Genomic DNA, 17752 nt, shown 5'->3' with positions numbered 1-17752 from the left:
CCTACTAAAATCAATCCCCACAGACCAGTAAACCAGTATGCCCAAGTCCATTGAGCATACTGTATAGTTTTGAAGAACCACACTCCGGAATTACAAGCAGCAAAAATTGCCACATGTACAGCAAAGTTCATGCGGTCATCTAGACGACGGTAGGCTGGATCACGTCGGTCAGGTTTACGAGGCCAACGAGGAGGCATAGATATTTGTCAGTTTTGAGTTGTTTAGGGGCTTGATCTGATACCGACCCTAGTCAGTTAATTTTATTTTAGAACCTAATGTTGGATTGAAGATGATCCGAACCAAACAGTTTGTTCCTTTAAATATTGCAGTCATGACGGTGTCCGATTCCCGTACCGAAGCCACGGATAAGTCCGGTAAGCTGCTGGTTGAGAGTTTAACCCAGGCGGGGCATCACTTAGCGGAAAAGGTTCTTGTTCCAGACAACATCTACAAAATCCGTGAGGTGGTTTCCCGATGGATTGCTGACGAATCCGTACAGGTAGTCTTGACTACAGGAGGAACTGGTGTTACTGGTCGAGATGGTACACCAGAAGCGATTCAACCCCTCCTGGATAAGGAAATCCAGGGCTTTGGTGAAATTTTCCGCATGATTTCCTACCAAGAGATTAAGACTTCTACTATCCAATCTCGTGCCCTGGCTGGTGTGGCTAACGGAACATACATCTTTTGTCTGCCTGGGTCTTCTGGAGCTTGTCGAACAGGTTGGGAGCAGATTATCAAAGACCAGCTCGATTTGGGAAATTCCCCCTGTAATCTTGTGGAACTGATGCCACGTTTGCGAGAAACCTAATCTGAGCCATAGATTTCCTGTTCAAACGGTAATTGGCAACTGAGTGCCTCAGTGGATCAGTGCTAAGTGCTGACCCAACTTGACTTGAGCTGATTCCTTAACTTAGCAATCCCCTGAGATTTGGTAATCCCCGGATTTACCTCCGGTCTTACTCAACAGGCGAATCGATTGAATCTCGATAGACTTTTCCAACGCTTTGGCCATATCGTAAAGGGTCAAAGCCGCAACAGAAACTGCTGTTAGTGCTTCCATTTCGACACCAGTTTCAGCTTTAGTAGTCACAGATGCCTGAATCTGGTATCCCGGTAGTTGGGGGTTAGGTTCAATTTGAACTTCTATCTTGTGCAAGGGCAAGGGATGACACAAAGGAATCAGTTGGGACGTTTGCTTTGCTGCCATAATCCCAGCCAGCCTAGCGGTTCCTAAGACATCACCCTTGGGGGCATTACCAGCTTGGATAGTGTTGAAGGTTGTGGTTTTCATCCGTACCTGAGCAGCGGCTACTGCCTGACGCTTCGTAAGCTCTTTGCCAGAAACATCGACCATCTGAGCTTGACCTTGACTATCGAGATGGGATAGCGAGCGATTGATTTCCACAAGAGTATTGCAAAATTTTTGATCTATGTGTTATGATAAGTAACTGTTGACCCACAGAAAAGTGGCAGCAGTTAAGGGCTTGTAGCTCAGTGGACTAGAGCACGTGGCTACGGACCACGGTGTCGGGGGTTCGAATCCCTCCTAGCCCGTTTAATAAGCTAAGACATTATAGTATCTACAGCATATAAATCCCGTTCACGACCGATGGCAAATCTGAGGGAACGGGATAAATTTTTGTTGGACTGGGTCATAAAGATAATCAGTGCCAAAAATGCTATACCAGCACCACAGGAAAAAATCCCTCGATATCCTAAGAGGTCAGCGAAATAACCAAAGATCGGCCCAGCTAGACCAATCCCTAAATCAAACCCACTAATGCAGACAGCGAATACCTGACCCCGTTGATCAGCAGAGGAGCGGTCAGCCATCAAAGCAGTCATCATCGGTATGAATAGTCCAGTGCCAGCTCCTTCTAATAAACCAGCTAGTAAAAATCCAACTCCGGTTTCAGCCTGGGAAATCATCAACATTGAGATGATATAGCAAACCACACTAGCGGTGATAAATACTCCTCGTCCATACCGATCAGATGCCTGACCAGTTAATGCACGAATCACAAAACTAGCGATCGCAGTAGCTGTGAAAAACAATCCTGGATTGAGATTAATACCAGTCTCTCGAATAAACAGAGAGACAAAGCTAACTTTTGTTCCAAATACTATACCGAACAACAGCATGACCAAAGCTGGAATTCCAAGAGGAGGGCTGCTTAACAGCTCCCATAGTTTGACCAATAGCTGCCAACTCGAGTTTAACCAAGATTCTGATTTTCTCGGCTTTTGTTTAGCATGCCTGATTGGTTCACGAATCTGACTCCCTAACAGCACACCCAGCCCACCTAGAGCTGCAGACACTAAGAATAAAACAGTGTAGCTAACCTCTTGTTGTAGAAAACCCCCCAGCGCAGGTCCGAGACCTAAACCAATCGGTGTTGCCAAACTCATGTAACCAATTAACTCACCTCGCTTGTCAACAGGGGACAAATCGGTGACTAGAGCCAGATAACCGATGGTAAACGCTGCAATACTGATGCCATGAAACATTCGCACCAGCATCAACAGGCTAATCGACTGGGTAAATAGATAGCCCAAAGGCGCTAGAGCGACAGCGATAGTACCAATAATTACTACCAACTTGCGACTGCGCAGGTCTGCCATACGCCCCAGTGGGTTTCTAAACAGCAACAGACCAATGGCAAAGCAACCCATTACTAACCCTACCTGTTGCTTGGTACCACCCATTTAGGTAATAGGTAATGGGTAATAGGTAATAGGTAATAGGTAATAGGTAATAGGTAATAGGTAATAGGTAATAGGTAATAGGTAATAGGTAATAGGTAATAGGTAATGGGTAATAGGGATGCGCTGCATCAAGACAGGGAATCAGCTTCAAATAATACTGTACCTCATGACTGTGATCAACGCTATAATTTTCGAGATTAATGAGAATTGAAAGTCACCAGGAAAGTCCATCTAAGCATATGCAGAAAGCAGAAAGCTGATAGCTGATAGCAGAAAGCTGATAGCTGATAGCTGATAGCAGAAAGCTGATAGCAGAAAGCTGATAGCAGAAAGCTGATAGCAGAAAGCTGATAGCTGATAGCTGATAGCTGATAGCTGATGGCTGATAGCAGATAGCAGAAAGCAGAAAGCAGATAGCAGAAAGCAGAAAGCTGATAGCTGAAAGCTGAAAGCTGAAAGCTGATGGCTGACCCGGTGATATCCTACCCACTCTTCGAGACTATCGGACTCAGGCTGTGTACTATATATAGAAGAGTCAAGACAAGAACATTCAAAAACAGGCTGCGTGGAAATTACATTTTTAGGAACTAGCTCCGGAGTCCCAACGCGATCGCGCAATGTGTCCAGTGTAGCGCTGCGCTTACCTCAGCGTGCAGAAGTCTGGCTGTTTGACTGTGGCGAAGGTACTCAGCATCAACTTTTGCGGAGTGACCTGAAAACCAGCCAGATCAGACGAATGTTCATTACCCACCTCCACGGCGACCATATTTTTGGTATCCCAGGTCTGTTGGCAAGCTGTGGCTTAGCGGGAAACATCGACAGGGTTGATATTTATGGACCACCGGGTTTAGATAGTTATCTCCAAGCTTGCCTAAAATACTCTCGCACCCATTTGGCATTCCCCTTCAAGGTTCACACGATCAAACCTGGTTTAGTCTACGAAGACCAGGAATTTACCGTTAGCTGTCTACCCCTCGAACATCGTGTACCAGCCTTTGGCTATCGAGTGTGTGAAAAAGACCGACCGGGCAGGTTTAATGTAGAAAAAGCGATCGCATTAGGAATTCCGTCTGGTCCTCTTTACGGTAAACTCAAACGGGGAGAAACGATTACCCTACCTAATGGGCGTAAGATTCAGGGTATTGACTTGTGTGGAGTACCCGAAACTGGTCGTAAAGTGGTTTATTGTACCGATACTATCTTCTGTGAGCAGGCTATTGAACTAGCAAAGGATGGAGATGTGTTGATTCACGAAGCTACTTTTGCCCATCAAGACGCTCAGATGGCTATTGAGCGCTTACATTCTACTTCTACCATGGCAGCTCAAGTTGCCCTTGGTGCAGGAGTCAAACAGCTAATTATGACCCATTTCAGTCCTCGTTATGCTCCAGGAAACCCCCTGAGGTTAGATGATTTGCTTCTTGAAGCACGGGCAATTTTCCCAAATACCATCTTAGCCTATGATTTCTTCACCTATGAGGTGCCTAGACGACGTTCAGAAGAAAAAGAAGTGGTTTGTTGAATCTTGACTGTTGAATCTTGACTGTTGAATCTTGACTGTTGAATCTTGACTGTTGAGTTAAATCTTGACTGTTGATTGTTAACCTTCTAACTTTCAACCTCCTAACTTTCAACCTCCTAACCTTAAACCTCCTAACCTTCAACCTCCTAACCTTCAACCTTCTAACCTCCTAACCTCCTAACCTTCAATGACATTCCTCCACCTGAGAAACACGTCGGATATTTAACACATCGCTCATTTGTTGGATTTTGGCAAAGCTGCAGTTGAGTTGTTGGTGATCGAGAATATCAATGCACAGGTCAATTAGAGCTGGTTTGCCATACTGAGTTTTGACTTGAGCTTTACGGACATTAATGTTTTGGTCACTTAAGCGAGAGAGAATGTCTTTGAAGACACCAACCCGGTCAATGACTTCAATTTGCACATTTACCGGGTAGGTTTGGGGACGTCCGTTATCGACATCAGTGGGATTCCAGCTGACCGGTACTAGTCTTTCTCCTAAAACATTTTCCACATTCACACATCCTTGCCGATGAATGGAAATCCCCTTAGTGCGAGTGACTACCCCAATAATAGATTCTCCCGGTAAGGGGTTACAACATGCAGCAAGGCGATACAGTAGTCCTTCTACACCAGCAATAGGATGTGTCTTACTAGGAAGTTGGGATTGGAGATTAATGGGGGTAGAGCTAGAATACTGTTGGATAACTTCACTTTCTTCTGGCTGATTGTCTAAACCAGCGTGTAGTTCTTCCCTTAGTCGTTTCACTACAAAGTTGAGTGTCACTGCACCATGACCCAGGCCAGCCAGTAAATCCTCTACTTTGTGGTAGTTACAGCGCTCCGCCACAATTTGCATTGGTGCTGATTTGAGCAAGGCTTCAAATCCTTTTTTCCCAAGTTCCTTCTCTAAGAGTTCCCGACCCCGAGCCACATTTTCTTCCCGATGCGATCGCTTAAACCATTGCCGAATACGATTTCTGGCACTGGCTGTTACCACAAAGTTGAGCCAATCTAGACTAGGGTGAGCGTTTTTGGTGGTGAGAATTTCTACGATATCCCCATTCTTTAGAGGACAATCGAGTACCCGCCACTCACCATTAACTCGTACACCAGCACAATGGTTTCCCACCTCGGTATGAATCCGATAGGCGAAGTCTACGGCAGTTGCCCCCCGACTCAAAGCGACTACGTCACCATCTGGTGTAAATACATAGACATCTTCATCAAATAAGTTATCTTTGATGTTTTCCATGTATTCCTGAGCATCTTTCAGGTCTTTCTGCCATTCCAATAACTGCCGCAGCCAAGTCAGCTTTTCATCATCAGCCGTGAATTTGGTGGTATTAGAGCCACCGGTTTCCTTATACTTCCAGTGAGCAGCAATACCCCATTCCGCCACATGGTGCATTTCCAGGGTGCGAATTTGGACTTCGATCGGGCGACCATTAAACCCAATCACTCCGGTATGGAGGGATTGATAGCGATTAGGTTTAGGTAAACCAATATAATCTTTAAACCGACCTGGAATTGGTCTAAACAGATCATGAACAACGGCTAAGGCTCGGTAGCATTCCTCTTTGGTTTCCACAATCACGCGCATTGCAGCAATATCATAGATTTCATGAAACCCCTTGTTCTGCCGCTGCATTTTCTGATATATTCCATACAGGTGCTTGGGGCGACTACTAATATCAACGCAATGAACACCGGTTTTCTGAATGCGCTCTCGCAAAAGTTCTGAGACTTCCTTGAGGCGCTGTTCCCGGTCTGAGCGTCTTTCTGCTACCAACGACTGAATTTCCCGATAAGCATCCCTTTCGAGATACTTAAAGGCTAAATCTTCTAGTTCCCACTTGAAGCAACCAATTCCTAACCTATTGGCTAGGGGGGCAAAGATATCTCGAGTTTCTTGGGCAATCTGACCCTGTTTTTGTGGCTTCAAGTATTCCAACGTCCGCATATTATGTAATCGATCTGCCAGTTTGACAACGATTACCCTAATATCTGCTGCCATGGCCAGGAACATCCGGCGGAAGTTCTCGGCTTGACGCTCAGTTTTACTCGAGAAGTTGAATTTAGATAGTTTGGTTACCCCTTCTACTAAATTTCGTACCTCCACTCCGAACCGGGATTCTATTTCTTCTGGAGTAATTTCCGTATCTTCAACTACATCATGGAGGAATCCAGCCGCTATCATAGTAGAGTTGCCTCCCAAATCCCTTAATAAATCAGCCACTGCAACAGGATGGGCAATGTAAGGCTCTCCTGATTTGCGGGACTGACCTTGATGGAGTTGGTAAGCAAATTTAAATGCCTCAGCGATTAACAAAGTATGATCACCGACTGGTTCCTCTGCCGCTGATGAAGCGGCTCTTAAGCAATCTTGCAGCCAGTCAGGAATCTCGACGTTAAAATTCAAAATAGAGTAGGTGGCGATCGCGTCCATAATTATTTGCCCCTCAGAGAAAAAATAGATACCGGAGTCTAGGAAAACCGAAGTCTACCAAAATGAGTACTGACTCAGAAGGGTGGCAAGCTTGTCGATGCAGCCAAACCCTTCTCAGCAGTCGGTTTAAGTAAAGCTTCCTCTCACCCTCCTTTTTCGTCAAGCCAGAATGCTGTCCGGATGCTCAAGTTCAAAGAGATGGAAGCTTCCTCCAATATTTAAGTGGCAGAGCCAAATTGTTGGTTTGGTAACTGCCCTGTCTTTAAAAAGAAAAAATTCTTTACATTTATAATTTTACGCTAATAGGGCTCACAATGTTATCTCAATCACATAATCAACGATTACGAGAATTCCAACAAGCCCTAGAACAAATGTACTACAAATTTGGCGCTGATGATGTGGCCCGATCAGCAATTCAGGAGCAGTTTCAAGCACTAAAGGGGCTGTTCATCACTGAGATCGCTAGTATTAGTGCCTCAGACATACCTCTGGATTATGCCTCTCGATGGCAGTCCCTAAAAACGGAAATTCACAAACAGATCCGATTATTGGAAAATGACCTGATGCTTCTGCAGGCATCCCGGAGTGCCCAGACAGCCAAATTGAGGCAGAAGGGAGTATGCGATCGCATTGGGACCCTGATTCAGTACTGCCAAGGGTGGCTGCAACAATCTCAGGAACAACCATAATACTCCTAGCGTAAGCATTCAGCTATCATCCTTAAAATTTATACAAAAGTTAAACCTGGCATCAAATCTTCATAAACGCGATCGCATATAGCAATCCTAAATCATTTGTAAAATTGGTAAAATCGTAAATCCTTGCAGGGCTTGGGTTATAGCGATAGCTTCGGCCAATATATTTCACGAATCATAAAGGAAACGCTATACATCGGACAGAGACACTGATAAATAAGAGGGAATGCACAGACAAAACAGCTCTATACTCCCTAATTTATACAACCACGAAGTGTCTAATCAGTTAAGTCAATTTCATTAAATATAAACTGCTTTCTGGATTAATGGCGACCGCTACTGTTTTAGGAGTTTTGTATTCTGCCAATCAAGCATCTGCAAATGTATCTGAGCAAGAATACAATCAACAGTATAGCAATTCAGGGAATTACGTACCAAAACTAACCTATGAGCAGTGGTAATACTTTAACGATTTCGTAAATGAAGAAAGATTAATGATAAATCAAGAGGATTTGCCTGAAATCGATTTTAATTTTCTGCGCTGGGAAAGTGGTGCCAACGATGTGGAAGTCTTTTTTATCAACGAAGGAGCCGGTTTCAGAAATCAACTATTCTATTCTGTGGATAATGGTAACAGTAAAGAAATAGTTTTTGATGATGTTTCCTCTCCCTTGAGCATTCTCCCTAACGACGATGGTCTTTTGGCACTTGGTCAAGGTGTAAATCTGGGGAATTTTGTCGGTGACACCTTTATTGAGTTTTTCATAAAGTCCGATGGGTACAATGATAATCGTGAAAACGACAAGTACTTTGGTTCCAATCGGGAAAAAATCCGCGACGAATTCAAGCTCGGCAGATTCAATCTCGACGGATTCATCATCTCTTGGGTTATGAAGTTGAATTTGGAGGGGAAAAGTTTGTGATGCTAGGATTTGAAGACGATTGGATATCCCAGCAAGCCCATGATTCAGGAGACCAAGACTTTAACGATGTTGTCTTTGTTATCAGCGGACTTACACACACACCGAGGCCACCATCAGGCAGTGTATCCACACCAGAACCAGGAACTTTAGTAGGTACGCTGTTTGCGTTCGGAGTTATGGGGTTAACGTCAGTACAGAAACGCCAAGGTAAAAAATCCTAGTCATAAGACTGAGGGAAAAGAAGGCTAAAGATAGTTACTTGGTAATTGGGCATTGGTTATTGGTCATTGGTTATTGGCTTACTATTACCCATTTCCCATTATCCATTATCTATTATCCATTATCCATTACCCATTACACATTACCTATTACCTATTACCTATTACCAGAACGTAGTCATATTCTTAGTTATAATGTGAATAGACAATATGAATCAAAAATAGTTTGTAGGAAACATTGCTGTATTCCTACAAACTATCTGTGTTTACCCCTATCAAGAATGGGTGCATCTCAGTTGTGTTGTTTGACTCGGTAAAATCCAGATTTTGGGTTTTACCGAAACATGATTCAATAGTGATGCCCAGGAATATTGAGTGATTGTATGATCAAACCAGGGGGAAAGTTGACTGAAGAATGGATTTTATGCTATCAGTCTAGTGATTGTATGATCAAGCCAGGGGGAAAGTTGGCTGAAGAATGGATTTTATGCTATCAGTCTTATGCTCTACATCTTCAGCTTCCTGGAGGTTTTGGTGTTCAAGAAAGAGTTTTTAGAGGCTAGAAGAAACTTAGATGTTGGAGCTTAGTTCTCAGTATAGTGATTTGCGCTATAAGTTTGCCAAGTATGGAGTCTTGGTTCTATCCCTTAATGAAACTCCAATGACCCCTGAAGACTATCAATGTATTCTTAATATTTCCTGCAAGACTCCTACTCGCTCGGTTACTGTGGGTGACAGAGGGGAAACTCACAACTTAGAAGTGGGTCGTCTGAAGACCGATACACCTTATCTACAAACTCTTACCTCTACTGGCACAGTGATTGAAAATATCCTCCTGAAGGAGCCAATGAAGGCCTTTTTTCAGTTCATAACCTGTGCTAAATTTCTAGAAATTCGACGCATTCAGTTGAATGTTATGAGACCTGGAGGCTATATTGGTGCTCACTATGATAATGATTCCGATCCACTGCGACATTTAGCAATTATTATTCATCTTCAGGAAGCTGATGAAGGTGGCGATCTAGTTGTTTATGATCAAGGAGGGTCTACCAATATATATCATCCTTTGTCAACTCAGATGGTACTCAGTGCAGGTGATCTACTCCACGAGGTGACTCCTGTTGTTCGAGGGGAACGACGGACTCTTGTAGCTTTTCTCTCTTTGACATCCTCCCGCCACTAAGCTACCGCTATAGTGGGGGATTCCTAAACCTCACGATTTAGGTTTCTGTTTCCTTCCCGTTTCGAGAAAGCCGACGCTACGCGAACGGGATTTTCGCAACTGCCCTTCAACCTTATGGTTGTCAGGTCTTATGTTCGCTCCACAGACTGACACGGCAAGTCCTGCCGCCAAAATATTCTGACTCGCGTTGATATCACGGTCATGGATAATCCCACATTCAGGACACTTCCACTCCCTAATATCCAACGGCATTTTATCAACGATATGCCCACAGTTCCCACATCTTTTAGAACTAGGAAACCATCGGTCAATCTTAATTAAGTCTCGACCATACCACTGGCATTTGTAATCCAGTTGTCTAGTTAATTCCCCCCAACTAGCGTCGCTAATAGCAAGGGCAAGTTTATGGTTCTTCACCATGTTTTTTATAGCTAAATCCTCAACGACAATCGTTTGGTTTTCGCGTACCAGTTGAGTAGTCAGCTTATGCAAAAAGTCTTTACGGGTATCAGTTATGTGTGCATGTACTTTAGCTACTTTTAGTCTAGCTTTTTGTCTGTTGTTAGAACCTTTTTTCTTGCGAGACAGTACTTTTTGAACACGTCTTAATTTCTGGTGTAACCCCTTAAAGTGCTTGGGATTAGTAATCTTTTCTCCGTCACTAGTAGCGATCAAGCTATTTATGCCCACATCCAAACCGATAGACTTATCAGTTTTTGGAAAAGGCTTAATAGTATGGTCATCTACCAGAAGAGATACATACCAACGTCCTCTAGCATCCAACTTGACAGTAATAGTAGAAGGAGTGCAATTTTCAGGTATTTTTTTACTCCATCGGATTGGCAAGTGCTCAGAGCATTTAGCTAAAAACACTTGCCCATTCTTCCAACGGAAAGCCGACTTAGTAAATTCAACACTACCGCCATTATGTTTCTTTTTGAAATTGGGATATTTAGCACGTCCTGCCCAGAAATTCGCAAAGGCTTTTTGTTCGCGTAGCGTCGGCTTCGCCGAAAGGTTCCTCAAGCCTTGTTGAAGCGGTACACAGCTAACCTCATTAAGGAAACTAAGCTCTTCTTGCTTTTTCCAACTTGTTAGCATTGAGGATGTTTGTGCATACCCAACTCGTTCTTGATTCTCATACCAAGCTTGAGTCCTAGCTGCTAAAGCCATGTTGTAAACCAACCGAGTACAACCCAGTGTCCGTCGCAAGAGAGTTTCTTGCTCGGTCGTTGGATAAAAGCGATAGCGATAGGCACGTTGAATCATACTCACATTATACACCACTTATTGTGAAGTCATACAATAGAGCAGGGCGGCGTTTCCTCTCACCGTTAAGCTTCGCTATAACGGGAGTCTCCACGCCGAAGATAGATGAAACATTAAATTCTCCCATAGGAAATTATCTGATGTCTATTGTGGTAAGCCCTCAACCCCCTCATCAACATTTAATGACCTTCCCTGGAGTTCTCTCTATTGGAGAGTGTGTTGACCTGGTTGAAGATGCAGCGAAGCACGAGTTGGAAGAAGCAAAAATTCGTGTCGGTCATGACTACTCTAAGCAAGTAATTGACCGTTCTTATCGATGGGCACATCTTCTCAAGATCCCTCAATTAACTGAGTATAGCTGGCTTTATCAACGCCTAATCGCATGTGCAGATCAGGCTAACGAGGTATTTAACTTCAATATTGAGAAGGAATTTTCAGAACCAATTCTTCTCCTACGTTACGGGATCGGAGGTCATTATAAGGAACATACTGATGTCAACAAAGGTGTAATTGGTGGACGCCGTATCAGCATTGTCGTTCAACTTAGCCCACCTGAAGACTATGAGGGGGGAAGTCTCATCTTTAGGAAAGCTGTACAAGTGGCTAGCACAGAGCAAGGCTCAGCAACACTCTTCCCATCCAGTTGGATTCACCAGGTACAGCCCGTTACACGAGGAACCCGCTTTGCTCTAGTAGCTTGGATTAATAGTCGGATCTTCGATGGAGTTTGATCGATCAGGGGTAGAACTAGCGAAGCTGTCACCAGGGGCAATCTAGCCTGAAACCCTTTTTGTTTACCGCTATCAAGAATGGCGATAGGACTTACCCAAGTGAAAGTAAAAATCAAGGTTTTAGCCAATGGCAAACCAGTAACTTCAAATGTACAGATGCTCAGATATCTCGATTTAAGCCAAATCAAACAGCAACACCTCTGCTTGCTCTTGACCCACTAACATCACAGATTCTGCTTGAGAAATAGCAGCACCATCACCAGCTTGTAGCAAGTAATTATCTAACTTGACCTGACCTCGTGCTACTTGTACCCAAATATGACGATCTTGATTAGCATGGGTTATTACTGATGCACCAGCATCCAGATTCGTGGCATAGACATTAACATCTTGATGAATGGTCACAGAACCATCCCGTCCATCCTCTGAAGCAACTAGTCTTAATTGATTCTGCTTTTCTTCTGGTGCATAAAATTTCTGCTCGTAGCTTGGTATTAATCGAGTTTGATTCGGTAGAATCCAGATTTGAAAAAAATGGGCGATGTCAGTGGCTGAATAATTATACTCACTGTGGGCAATACCTTTTCCTGCACTCATCCGTTGCACTTCACCAGGACGAATAACGGTTGTATTGCCAAGGGTATCTTTGTGCTCAAGGGCTCCTTCTAGGACATAGGAAATAATTTCCATATCTCTATGGGAGTGAGTTCCAAAGCCAGTTCCACCTTCAATCCGGTCTTGATTAATTACCCGCAGTTTGCCAAATCCCATATGAGCGGGGTCGTAATAGTTAGCAAAGGAAAAGGTGTGATAAGAATCGAGCCAACCGTAATTAGCGTGTCCTCTTTCAGAGGATTTACGAATTTTGATTACTTTCTGATTGTTTGTGGTTACAGTCATCGGGTTTGTTTCCAAATCTTGTAATTAGTCATTAATAAACTTTGAGGAGTACTACACTTGGAATGATTCTCCAAAGCTCTCCCCATAGTAAACTTGTTCGATATCAAACCGTCCACCATAGAGTTTAAAGCGATGCAGCGCGGTCTTGGGGAGGCAGCGCGGTCTTGGGGGTCCCCCCCATGAGCGACTGCCGTGGTTTCCCCCATGAGCGACTGCATCAAGACAGGGTTCAGCGGCGTATCCCATGGGGAGTAAACAACACACATCTACTTCCGCAGGAATGTTAAATGCTTCTTTAACTTGAGCAGACACAAATCCTTCCATGGGACAAGTATCAATCCCAAAGCTTTTTGCCACAATCATTAAATGAGCAACGGCTAACATAGTGTGACGATTTGTCCAGGCTTCGGTGGATTGAAACGAGGGATGATACTCAAACAATTGAGGAATGGAGCTACGCATAATATCTGCATAAGCATCATTGACTCCACCAGCATTTTTACCAATTTGAATCACCGATTCAATGTAATCGGTTTGATTAACTCGGCTATCGCCACAACAAATTAATACAACTGGAGCCTCTGTTACTTGACGCTGATCAAAGGCACAGGCTCTTAATTTTTCTTTGTTAGCTTCCTCTTGTACGACTATAAAGCGCCAGGGTTGTAAATTAAAACCGGAAGGCGATCGCACTCCTAAGCGAAAAATTTCTGTTAAGATTTCTGTGGGAATTGGATCAAGACGAAATGAACGGGCAGCACGACGCTCTTCTATTGCTTCTTTTAATCCCATTGATGGTGATAGTTCGTTCATAGTTAGTTATTTGAAGGTTTAAAGTTGATAGGTTGAAGGTTTACAGGTTGAAGGTTTACAGGTTGAAGGTTTACAGGTTGAAGGTTTACAGGTTGAAGGTTGTTTTATTGAAGGTTGAAGTGTGTAGGGTGCGTTAGGGGCGCGCCTTGCCATCATTTCAACTTCGTAGCCAATAGCCCCGTAACGCACCACCGAAGGGCTCGAACTCATTTTCCACCTGGTAGTAAGCGTTGGTAAAGCCCGTCCCGTAACGCACCACTAGGTCAAACTAGATATCAATACCAAGCAAAAATTTGATATCTAGTGTTGAATAAATAAGCAATTAATTCGCACTTTATGACTATCTTTATCCTCTCAACTATAGTTTTATAAATTACCTATTAACTAGGAGCTATTACCCTGGCTAATTCTAGAATTTGGTAACGCAGTTTATGCTCTTAATTACTTGATGTTTTTACTCCCTAGAAGCTTATATTACTAGCTTAGGTAGTAATTTTAATTTTGTCTAATATAATTTTTGGAGGGACTTGATACCTCTAAAGGTATGACTGATGCTATCTAACATTGAACTTAATCATCTTAAGACATTTCTAGTGGTGGCCGAAGAAATGAATTTTGGGCGAGCTGCAGAGCGGCTTCATATTGCTCAACCGCCTTTGAGTCGTCAAATTAAACGCCTTGAGGAAAGCTTGGGGGTACAGCTTTTTCACCGTACTAAGCCCCAGATTCAACTAACTGAAGCTGGTAGAGCGTTGGTGTTAGAGGCGCGAAGGATCCTCAAGCAGGTGGATTTGGGTGTCCAAGTGACTCAGCGAGCTAGTCGTGGGGAAATTGGTCAGATTATCTTGGGGTTTGAGGGGTTTTCTTCAGCTGATATTGAACCTTTAGCTATTGTATTCAAATATAATCTAGCGTTTTTCATAGCTATGAGGTACACAGAATTTTTTGCATCTTGCCTCTTTCCTCTTTCCTCTTTCATGCTACCTGCTACCTGCTCCCTAAAACCCATAACAAAAGTACCTCACCGAATTAAAAACCGCTGTCTTTAACTATTATTATATTTAACCGAGCAACCGTAAGGCTGAGTGACTGTTGTTTCTACAGGTTTATTAGTAATAACACTATCCACAGCAGCTTGGACATAGTTGGTAGCAGTTTCTACATCGGCTGGATTAGCTGAGGGTTTATTATCAATTGCTCCCATGTATTTTAGGACTCCATCAGTATCAATAACATACATGTGGGGTGTGGTGCGAGCCTGATATAGACGACCAATGGTGCCTTCGGAGTCTATAATTACTGCTGTGGGACTAGCGCTACTGCTTTTAATCAATTCATTGGCTTTTTGAGGGGTGACATGACCTTGCTTTCCTGGAGCTGAGGAGATAATAGATAACCAGACTACTCCTTTGCTGGTGGCTTCTTTTTGAAGTTTCTGCATGTTACCGCTGTTGTAATGTTTGCGGACAAAGGGACATTGGTGATTAGTCCATTCCAATACTACGACTTTGCCTTTGAAATCACTGAGCTTGTGGGTGGTATTGTTGCTATCAACTCCAATGAATTCTGGTGCTTTTTCATCAATCTGTAATGGTGATGATGCTGCAATTGCGGTGGAGGCTGGACTTGTAGTTTTGGAATCTTTGCTGAGGGGAGTATTCTGGCATCCGGTGATAATTAGGGCTAGGGCTACTAATCCAGTGGTGGTAATTTTCTGACCGTTAAATTTGAGAAAGTTGTTCATATTTTTTGATGGCTGATTGTTAATTGTTGATTGTTAATTGTTGATTATTACTTGTTACTTGTTATTTGCCATTTCCTTAAATTCTACCTAAATTTTATATAGGGATCCTAAATTAATTGTGATAATTTTTGATGCCATATTCCCTACTCCCTACTCCCAAATCCGCTGGGGTGCATCTCTTGTTTGCTGTTTGACCCGATGGTGCGTTACGGGGCTGGCTATCTTAACACTGGTTTAGAGGCAGAAAATGAGGGCTCGCCCGCCCCTAACGCACCCTACGCTACTCCCGACTCCTGACTCCGTTTGCTATAGTTTTTTGATGGCACGTTGAACTTGCTCTGGGGATAGAATCTGAGGTAGTATAATCGGCTGGGTAAATTCTGAGTCTGGTGGATACAAGACATAAAGGGGTACGCCACTACGCCCGAAGGATTCTAGAGCTTTGGTGATGGCTGGGTCACGATTAGTCCAGTCTGCTTTGAGTAGGGCAATTTTTTTAGACTCGAAGGCGGCTATGGTTTCTGGCTGGTTGAGGGCGACACGCTCATTAACTAGACAGGTAATGCACCAGGATGCTGAAAAATTCAGGAATACTGGGCTTCCTGATTGCCTTAGTTTAACTAGTCGTTCAGCTGTATAGCCTTGCCATTTGATGCCGTTATTTTGATTATGGGTCAGTGCAGTAGGAGTGGTGGTGGAAACTTGGGCTAAGCTCAGGGAAAATCCTAGGGCGACTAAGGCGCAGATTGAGCCAAGATGCTTTCCTAGAGGGGGGAGTAGGCGGGTTTTTTGGTGCAGCCAAGTGGCAAAGGCAATTAGGATTAGCCCTGTTAGGGCAGCTGCTAAACCGTTGGTTCCAGTTTGCTGGACTAATACCCAGATTAACCAGGCGGTGGCGGCGTACATGGGGAATGCCAGAAGCTGTTGGAAGGTTTCCATCCATGCTCCTGGTTTGGGTAAAATACGCTGCAATCCTGGGGTGAAGCTAATGGCTAGGTAGGGCAGGGCTAGCCCAAGACCGAGCATTTCAAAGATTGCGATCGCTATCGGTACGGATTGGGTCAGGGCTACTCCCAGGGCGGTTGCCATGAATGGTGCGGTGCAGGGAGTGGCGACTACGGTGGCAAAGACTCCTGTGAAAAATTCCCCGATGTATCCTGAGCGAGTGGTTAATCGTTGCCCAATTCCCATGATGGAAGCACCGAAGATAAAGACTCCCGATAGACTTAAGCCAACCGCAAACATTAGATATGCCATTAAGGTAACGAAAACGGGGGATTGTAGCTGGAATCCCCAGCCGATTTGTTGCCCTAGCGATCGCAAAATTAATAGCACACTGGCCACTACGGTAAAACTGACGAGAATGCCTGCAGTGAATGCGATCGCATGGCGTCTCACTTGCTTGGGACTTTTCTGGGATTTTTGGACTATGTTGAGTGCTTTGAGGGATAGCACTGGGAAGACACAGGGCATCAGGTTTAGGATTATGCCTCCGAGTAATGCTAGCAGCAGCACTTCCCATCGGGGTTGGGTTGGGGTTGGGGCGGTTTTGCCTATTTCATTGCTGACTGCGGCTTCAATGGTGAAGGCTTGGACTACGGATTGGTTATCTAGGGATTCTCGAATCACTAGCACTCCAGTGATGGGGTCGAGTTTCCTGAGATAGCCTCGCTGCAATCGCAAGGTGATTCCATCTTGATTCAGTTCTGCGATTTGGGGCGCTGGGTTGGTAATGATACCGTCTTGATGTGGGAAAAAGATCACCTCTTGGATTTGAGCCTCTTCCATTTCCGGGGCTTCAACTTGCAGAGTTAAGTCTTGTGGTTCGATAGTGACTGTGACTTGCCATGGGGAGGGTTTGGGTAGAGCTTGACGGGCTTGCTCAAATACCTGTGTCCACCGTTGGTTGACTAAGGGAGGTCTAGAGGTAATTGGTAAGGTGAGGTTGAAGGTGCCTTCTTCGGGAATACAGTTTACTTCACAAACCAGCCAATCCGCTTTTACGCCCAGTTGAAGAGAATCGGGAGTAGCTAGGTTGGCTGGGGGTGTGATTTGGCTGAGTAGGGTAACCTCTTCTTCATAGCCAAAGTTCATTAATGGCTCAAGGGGTAACCGCTGGGGATAGGGCCAAACGATGTCTCCCACTTCAAAGCCGGGGGGTAGGGTCCACTTCAGGGTAGCTCCAAGACCCGAGTCACCAGGGTTTCGCCAATAGGTGTGCCAGCCGGGATTGATGTTGAAGTGTAGTCCTACCCAGAAGGGGGTTCCAGGTTGAATATTGATCACTTCGCTGATCAATTGCACCTCGACGTTCTCGGTTTGGACTGGGTTAGCCGAGGCAGGAGCAATGGGTAGTAAGGTAGTGGATAGGGTTAGGGCTAGGGCTATGATCCAGGTGAGGAGTTGCTGCAACATGATGACTCTACTGAATACATTTTTAACCTACACGATTTTTTTTAGGAATCATCTCAGGTACAGTTAGGTCAGTTACCCATTACCCATTATCAATTAAGGAACTAATCTTTTGGCATTAAAATTTTCATCTGCGAGGAATCGAGCCATTTGGGATTACTTGGATTGATTGCGCCTAGCTAGT

General features: G+C 44.2%; 21 protein-coding genes and 1 tRNA gene. 10 read left to right on the top strand and 12 right to left on the bottom strand.

Annotated features, from left to right (window positions below; translation table 11 throughout):
* A partial coding sequence (locus tag F6K37_RS03165) for a 2TM domain-containing protein (RefSeq protein ID WP_287248086.1) occupies positions 1 to 197 on the bottom strand: 197 nt, incomplete at its 3' end.
* A gap of 92 nt (positions 198 to 289) precedes the next feature.
* Here F6K37_RS03165 and moaB point away from each other — a divergent pair.
* A complete protein-coding gene (moaB, locus tag F6K37_RS03160) occupies positions 290 to 811 on the top strand; it encodes a molybdenum cofactor biosynthesis protein B (protein ID WP_353837712.1) in 522 nt (173 codons plus the stop codon).
* A 102-nt stretch (positions 812 to 913) separates the two neighbouring features.
* Here moaB and moaC read toward each other — a convergent pair whose 3' ends face one another.
* Complete coding sequence (gene moaC, locus F6K37_RS03155) at positions 914 to 1408, bottom strand: cyclic pyranopterin monophosphate synthase MoaC (RefSeq protein WP_008182043.1); 495 nt, start codon at positions 1406 to 1408, stop codon at positions 914 to 916.
* 75 nt (positions 1409 to 1483) lie between these two features.
* Between moaC and F6K37_RS03150 the strand changes: the two genes are divergently transcribed.
* Positions 1484 to 1557 (top strand) — tRNA-Arg (locus F6K37_RS03150).
* A gap of 9 nt (positions 1558 to 1566) precedes the next feature.
* Here the strand turns inward: F6K37_RS03150 and F6K37_RS03145 are convergent.
* The 3 genes from F6K37_RS03145 to F6K37_RS03135 all read right to left on the bottom strand — a co-directional run bounded on the left by F6K37_RS03145 (position 1567) and on the right by F6K37_RS03135 (position 3199).
* Positions 1567 to 2709 carry an MFS transporter gene (locus F6K37_RS03145; RefSeq protein WP_287248082.1) on the bottom strand — a complete coding sequence of 381 codons (1143 nt, stop codon included), beginning with the start codon at positions 2707 to 2709 and terminating at the stop codon, positions 1567 to 1569.
* Complete coding sequence (locus F6K37_RS03140) at positions 2710 to 2838, bottom strand: hypothetical protein (protein ID WP_287248080.1); 129 nt, start codon at positions 2836 to 2838, stop codon at positions 2710 to 2712.
* A gap of 85 nt (positions 2839 to 2923) precedes the next feature.
* Positions 2924 to 3199 (bottom strand): hypothetical protein, encoded by a 276-nt coding sequence (locus tag F6K37_RS03135; RefSeq protein WP_287248078.1) that lies wholly within the window; start codon positions 3197 to 3199, stop codon positions 2924 to 2926.
* A gap of 75 nt (positions 3200 to 3274) precedes the next feature.
* Here F6K37_RS03135 and F6K37_RS03130 point away from each other — a divergent pair, with 75 nt between their 5' ends.
* Positions 3275 to 4231 carry a ribonuclease Z gene (locus F6K37_RS03130; protein ID WP_287248076.1) on the top strand — a complete coding sequence of 319 codons (957 nt, stop codon included), beginning with the start codon at positions 3275 to 3277 and terminating at the stop codon, positions 4229 to 4231.
* 184 nt (positions 4232 to 4415) lie between these two features.
* On the opposite strand, the gene F6K37_RS03125 is transcribed toward F6K37_RS03130, so the two are convergent.
* Positions 4416 to 6680, bottom strand: coding sequence for a RelA/SpoT family protein (locus tag F6K37_RS03125; RefSeq protein WP_008190525.1), 2265 nt, complete (start codon positions 6678 to 6680; stop codon positions 4416 to 4418).
* Between the two features lie 314 nt (positions 6681 to 6994).
* Here F6K37_RS03125 and patD point away from each other — a divergent pair, with 314 nt between their 5' ends.
* The 5 genes from patD (at position 6995) to F6K37_RS03100 (ending at position 9699) form a co-directional block, all read left to right on the top strand.
* The gene (patD, locus tag F6K37_RS03120; protein ID WP_008190528.1) at positions 6995 to 7369 is read left to right on the top strand and encodes a heterocyst frequency control protein PatD; all 375 of its coding nucleotides are present in this window, start codon (positions 6995 to 6997) and stop codon (positions 7367 to 7369) included.
* Between the two features lie 332 nt (positions 7370 to 7701).
* Entirely contained in the window at positions 7702 to 7836 is a 135-nt protein-coding gene (locus tag F6K37_RS03115; RefSeq protein ID WP_008190529.1) for a hypothetical protein, read from the top strand.
* A gap of 33 nt (positions 7837 to 7869) precedes the next feature.
* On the top strand, positions 7870 to 8298 hold the full coding sequence (locus F6K37_RS03110) for a hypothetical protein (protein WP_008190532.1): 429 nt from the start codon (positions 7870 to 7872) through the stop codon (positions 8296 to 8298).
* Entirely contained in the window at positions 8295 to 8519 is a 225-nt protein-coding gene (locus F6K37_RS03105; RefSeq protein WP_143764248.1) for a PEP-CTERM sorting domain-containing protein, read from the top strand. The genes F6K37_RS03110 and F6K37_RS03105 overlap by 4 nt, the downstream gene beginning before the upstream one ends.
* A gap of 571 nt (positions 8520 to 9090) precedes the next feature.
* Positions 9091 to 9699, top strand: a complete 609-nt coding sequence (locus F6K37_RS03100) for a 2OG-Fe(II) oxygenase (RefSeq protein WP_008190538.1) — start codon at positions 9091 to 9093, stop codon at positions 9697 to 9699.
* Positions 9700 to 9729: 30 nt separating this feature from the next.
* On the opposite strand, the gene F6K37_RS03095 is transcribed toward F6K37_RS03100, so the two are convergent.
* On the bottom strand, positions 9730 to 10968 hold the full coding sequence (locus F6K37_RS03095) for an RNA-guided endonuclease InsQ/TnpB family protein (protein ID WP_071986982.1): 1239 nt from the start codon (positions 10966 to 10968) through the stop codon (positions 9730 to 9732).
* Positions 10969 to 11108: 140 nt separating this feature from the next.
* On the opposite strand from F6K37_RS03095, the gene F6K37_RS03090 reads away from it, so the two are divergent.
* A complete protein-coding gene (locus F6K37_RS03090; RefSeq protein ID WP_008190544.1) occupies positions 11109 to 11699 on the top strand; it encodes a 2OG-Fe(II) oxygenase in 591 nt (196 codons plus the stop codon).
* Positions 11700 to 11873: 174 nt separating this feature from the next.
* Here the strand turns inward: F6K37_RS03090 and F6K37_RS03085 are convergent, their stop codons facing one another.
* Genes F6K37_RS03085 through F6K37_RS03075 form a run of 3 tightly spaced genes read right to left on the bottom strand, consistent with a single transcriptional unit; the run spans position 11874 to position 13622 of the window.
* Positions 11874 to 12599, bottom strand: a complete 726-nt coding sequence (locus F6K37_RS03085; RefSeq protein ID WP_008190546.1) for a pirin family protein — start codon at positions 12597 to 12599, stop codon at positions 11874 to 11876.
* A gap of 51 nt (positions 12600 to 12650) precedes the next feature.
* The gene (locus tag F6K37_RS03080) at positions 12651 to 13412 is read right to left on the bottom strand and encodes a nitroreductase family protein (protein WP_287248069.1); all 762 of its coding nucleotides are present in this window, start codon (positions 13410 to 13412) and stop codon (positions 12651 to 12653) included.
* A gap of 18 nt (positions 13413 to 13430) precedes the next feature.
* On the bottom strand, positions 13431 to 13622 hold the full coding sequence (locus F6K37_RS03075) for a hypothetical protein (protein ID WP_071986973.1): 192 nt from the start codon (positions 13620 to 13622) through the stop codon (positions 13431 to 13433).
* Between the two features lie 341 nt (positions 13623 to 13963).
* On the opposite strand from F6K37_RS03075, the gene F6K37_RS45325 reads away from it, so the two are divergent.
* On the top strand, positions 13964 to 14461 hold the full coding sequence (locus F6K37_RS45325; RefSeq protein ID WP_008190549.1) for a LysR family transcriptional regulator: 498 nt from the start codon (positions 13964 to 13966) through the stop codon (positions 14459 to 14461).
* Here F6K37_RS45325 and F6K37_RS03065 read toward each other — a convergent pair.
* Together F6K37_RS03065 and F6K37_RS03060 are read right to left on the bottom strand one after the other, a co-directional pair.
* Positions 14458 to 15156 carry a redoxin domain-containing protein gene (locus F6K37_RS03065; RefSeq protein ID WP_287248066.1) on the bottom strand — a complete coding sequence of 233 codons (699 nt, stop codon included), beginning with the start codon at positions 15154 to 15156 and terminating at the stop codon, positions 14458 to 14460. The two genes, F6K37_RS45325 and F6K37_RS03065, sit on opposite strands and share 4 nt — an antisense overlap.
* 306 nt (positions 15157 to 15462) lie before the next feature.
* The gene (locus F6K37_RS03060) at positions 15463 to 17571 is read right to left on the bottom strand and encodes a protein-disulfide reductase DsbD family protein (protein ID WP_287248064.1); all 2109 of its coding nucleotides are present in this window, start codon (positions 17569 to 17571) and stop codon (positions 15463 to 15465) included.
* Positions 17572 to 17752 lie beyond the last annotated feature (181 nt).

The organism is Moorena sp. SIO4E2, assembly GCF_010671945.1.
GTDB classification, from domain to species: domain Bacteria; phylum Cyanobacteriota; class Cyanobacteriia; order Cyanobacteriales; family Coleofasciculaceae; genus Moorena; species Moorena producens.
The sequence above is the reverse complement of the archived record's forward strand: the minus strand, read 5'-3'. Positions and strand labels throughout refer to the sequence as shown.

Excerpts from the sequence above, each read along its gene's own strand:
- patD (WP_008190528.1), top strand. The coding sequence starts at position 6,995 with ATGTTATCTCAATCACATAATCAACGATTACGAGAATTCCAACAAGCC.
- F6K37_RS03110 (WP_008190532.1), top strand. The coding sequence starts at position 7,870 with ATGATAAATCAAGAGGATTTGCCTGAAATCGATTTTAATTTTCTGCGC.
- F6K37_RS03080 (WP_287248069.1), bottom strand. The coding sequence starts at position 13,412 with ATGAACGAACTATCACCATCAATGGGATTAAAAGAAGCAATAGAAGAG.
- F6K37_RS03140 (WP_287248080.1), bottom strand. The coding sequence starts at position 2,838 with ATGCAGCGCATCCCTATTACCCATTACCTATTACCTATTACCTATTAC.
- F6K37_RS03090 (WP_008190544.1), top strand. The coding sequence starts at position 11,109 with ATGTCTATTGTGGTAAGCCCTCAACCCCCTCATCAACATTTAATGACC.
- F6K37_RS03075 (WP_071986973.1), bottom strand. The coding sequence starts at position 13,622 with ATGAGTTCGAGCCCTTCGGTGGTGCGTTACGGGGCTATTGGCTACGAA.
- F6K37_RS45325 (WP_008190549.1), top strand. The coding sequence starts at position 13,964 with ATGCTATCTAACATTGAACTTAATCATCTTAAGACATTTCTAGTGGTG.
- moaB (WP_353837712.1), top strand. The coding sequence starts at position 290 with ATGATCCGAACCAAACAGTTTGTTCCTTTAAATATTGCAGTCATGACG.
- F6K37_RS03100 (WP_008190538.1), top strand. The coding sequence starts at position 9,091 with ATGTTGGAGCTTAGTTCTCAGTATAGTGATTTGCGCTATAAGTTTGCC.
- F6K37_RS03085 (WP_008190546.1), bottom strand. The coding sequence starts at position 12,599 with ATGACTGTAACCACAAACAATCAGAAAGTAATCAAAATTCGTAAATCC.
- F6K37_RS03125 (WP_008190525.1), bottom strand. The coding sequence starts at position 6,680 with ATGGACGCGATCGCCACCTACTCTATTTTGAATTTTAACGTCGAGATT.
- F6K37_RS03065 (WP_287248066.1), bottom strand. The coding sequence starts at position 15,156 with ATGAACAACTTTCTCAAATTTAACGGTCAGAAAATTACCACCACTGGA.
- F6K37_RS03095 (WP_071986982.1), bottom strand. The coding sequence starts at position 10,968 with ATGATTCAACGTGCCTATCGCTATCGCTTTTATCCAACGACCGAGCAA.
- F6K37_RS03115 (WP_008190529.1), top strand. The coding sequence starts at position 7,702 with ATGGCGACCGCTACTGTTTTAGGAGTTTTGTATTCTGCCAATCAAGCA.
- F6K37_RS03060 (WP_287248064.1), bottom strand. The coding sequence starts at position 17,571 with ATGTTGCAGCAACTCCTCACCTGGATCATAGCCCTAGCCCTAACCCTA.
- F6K37_RS03145 (WP_287248082.1), bottom strand. The coding sequence starts at position 2,709 with ATGGGTGGTACCAAGCAACAGGTAGGGTTAGTAATGGGTTGCTTTGCC.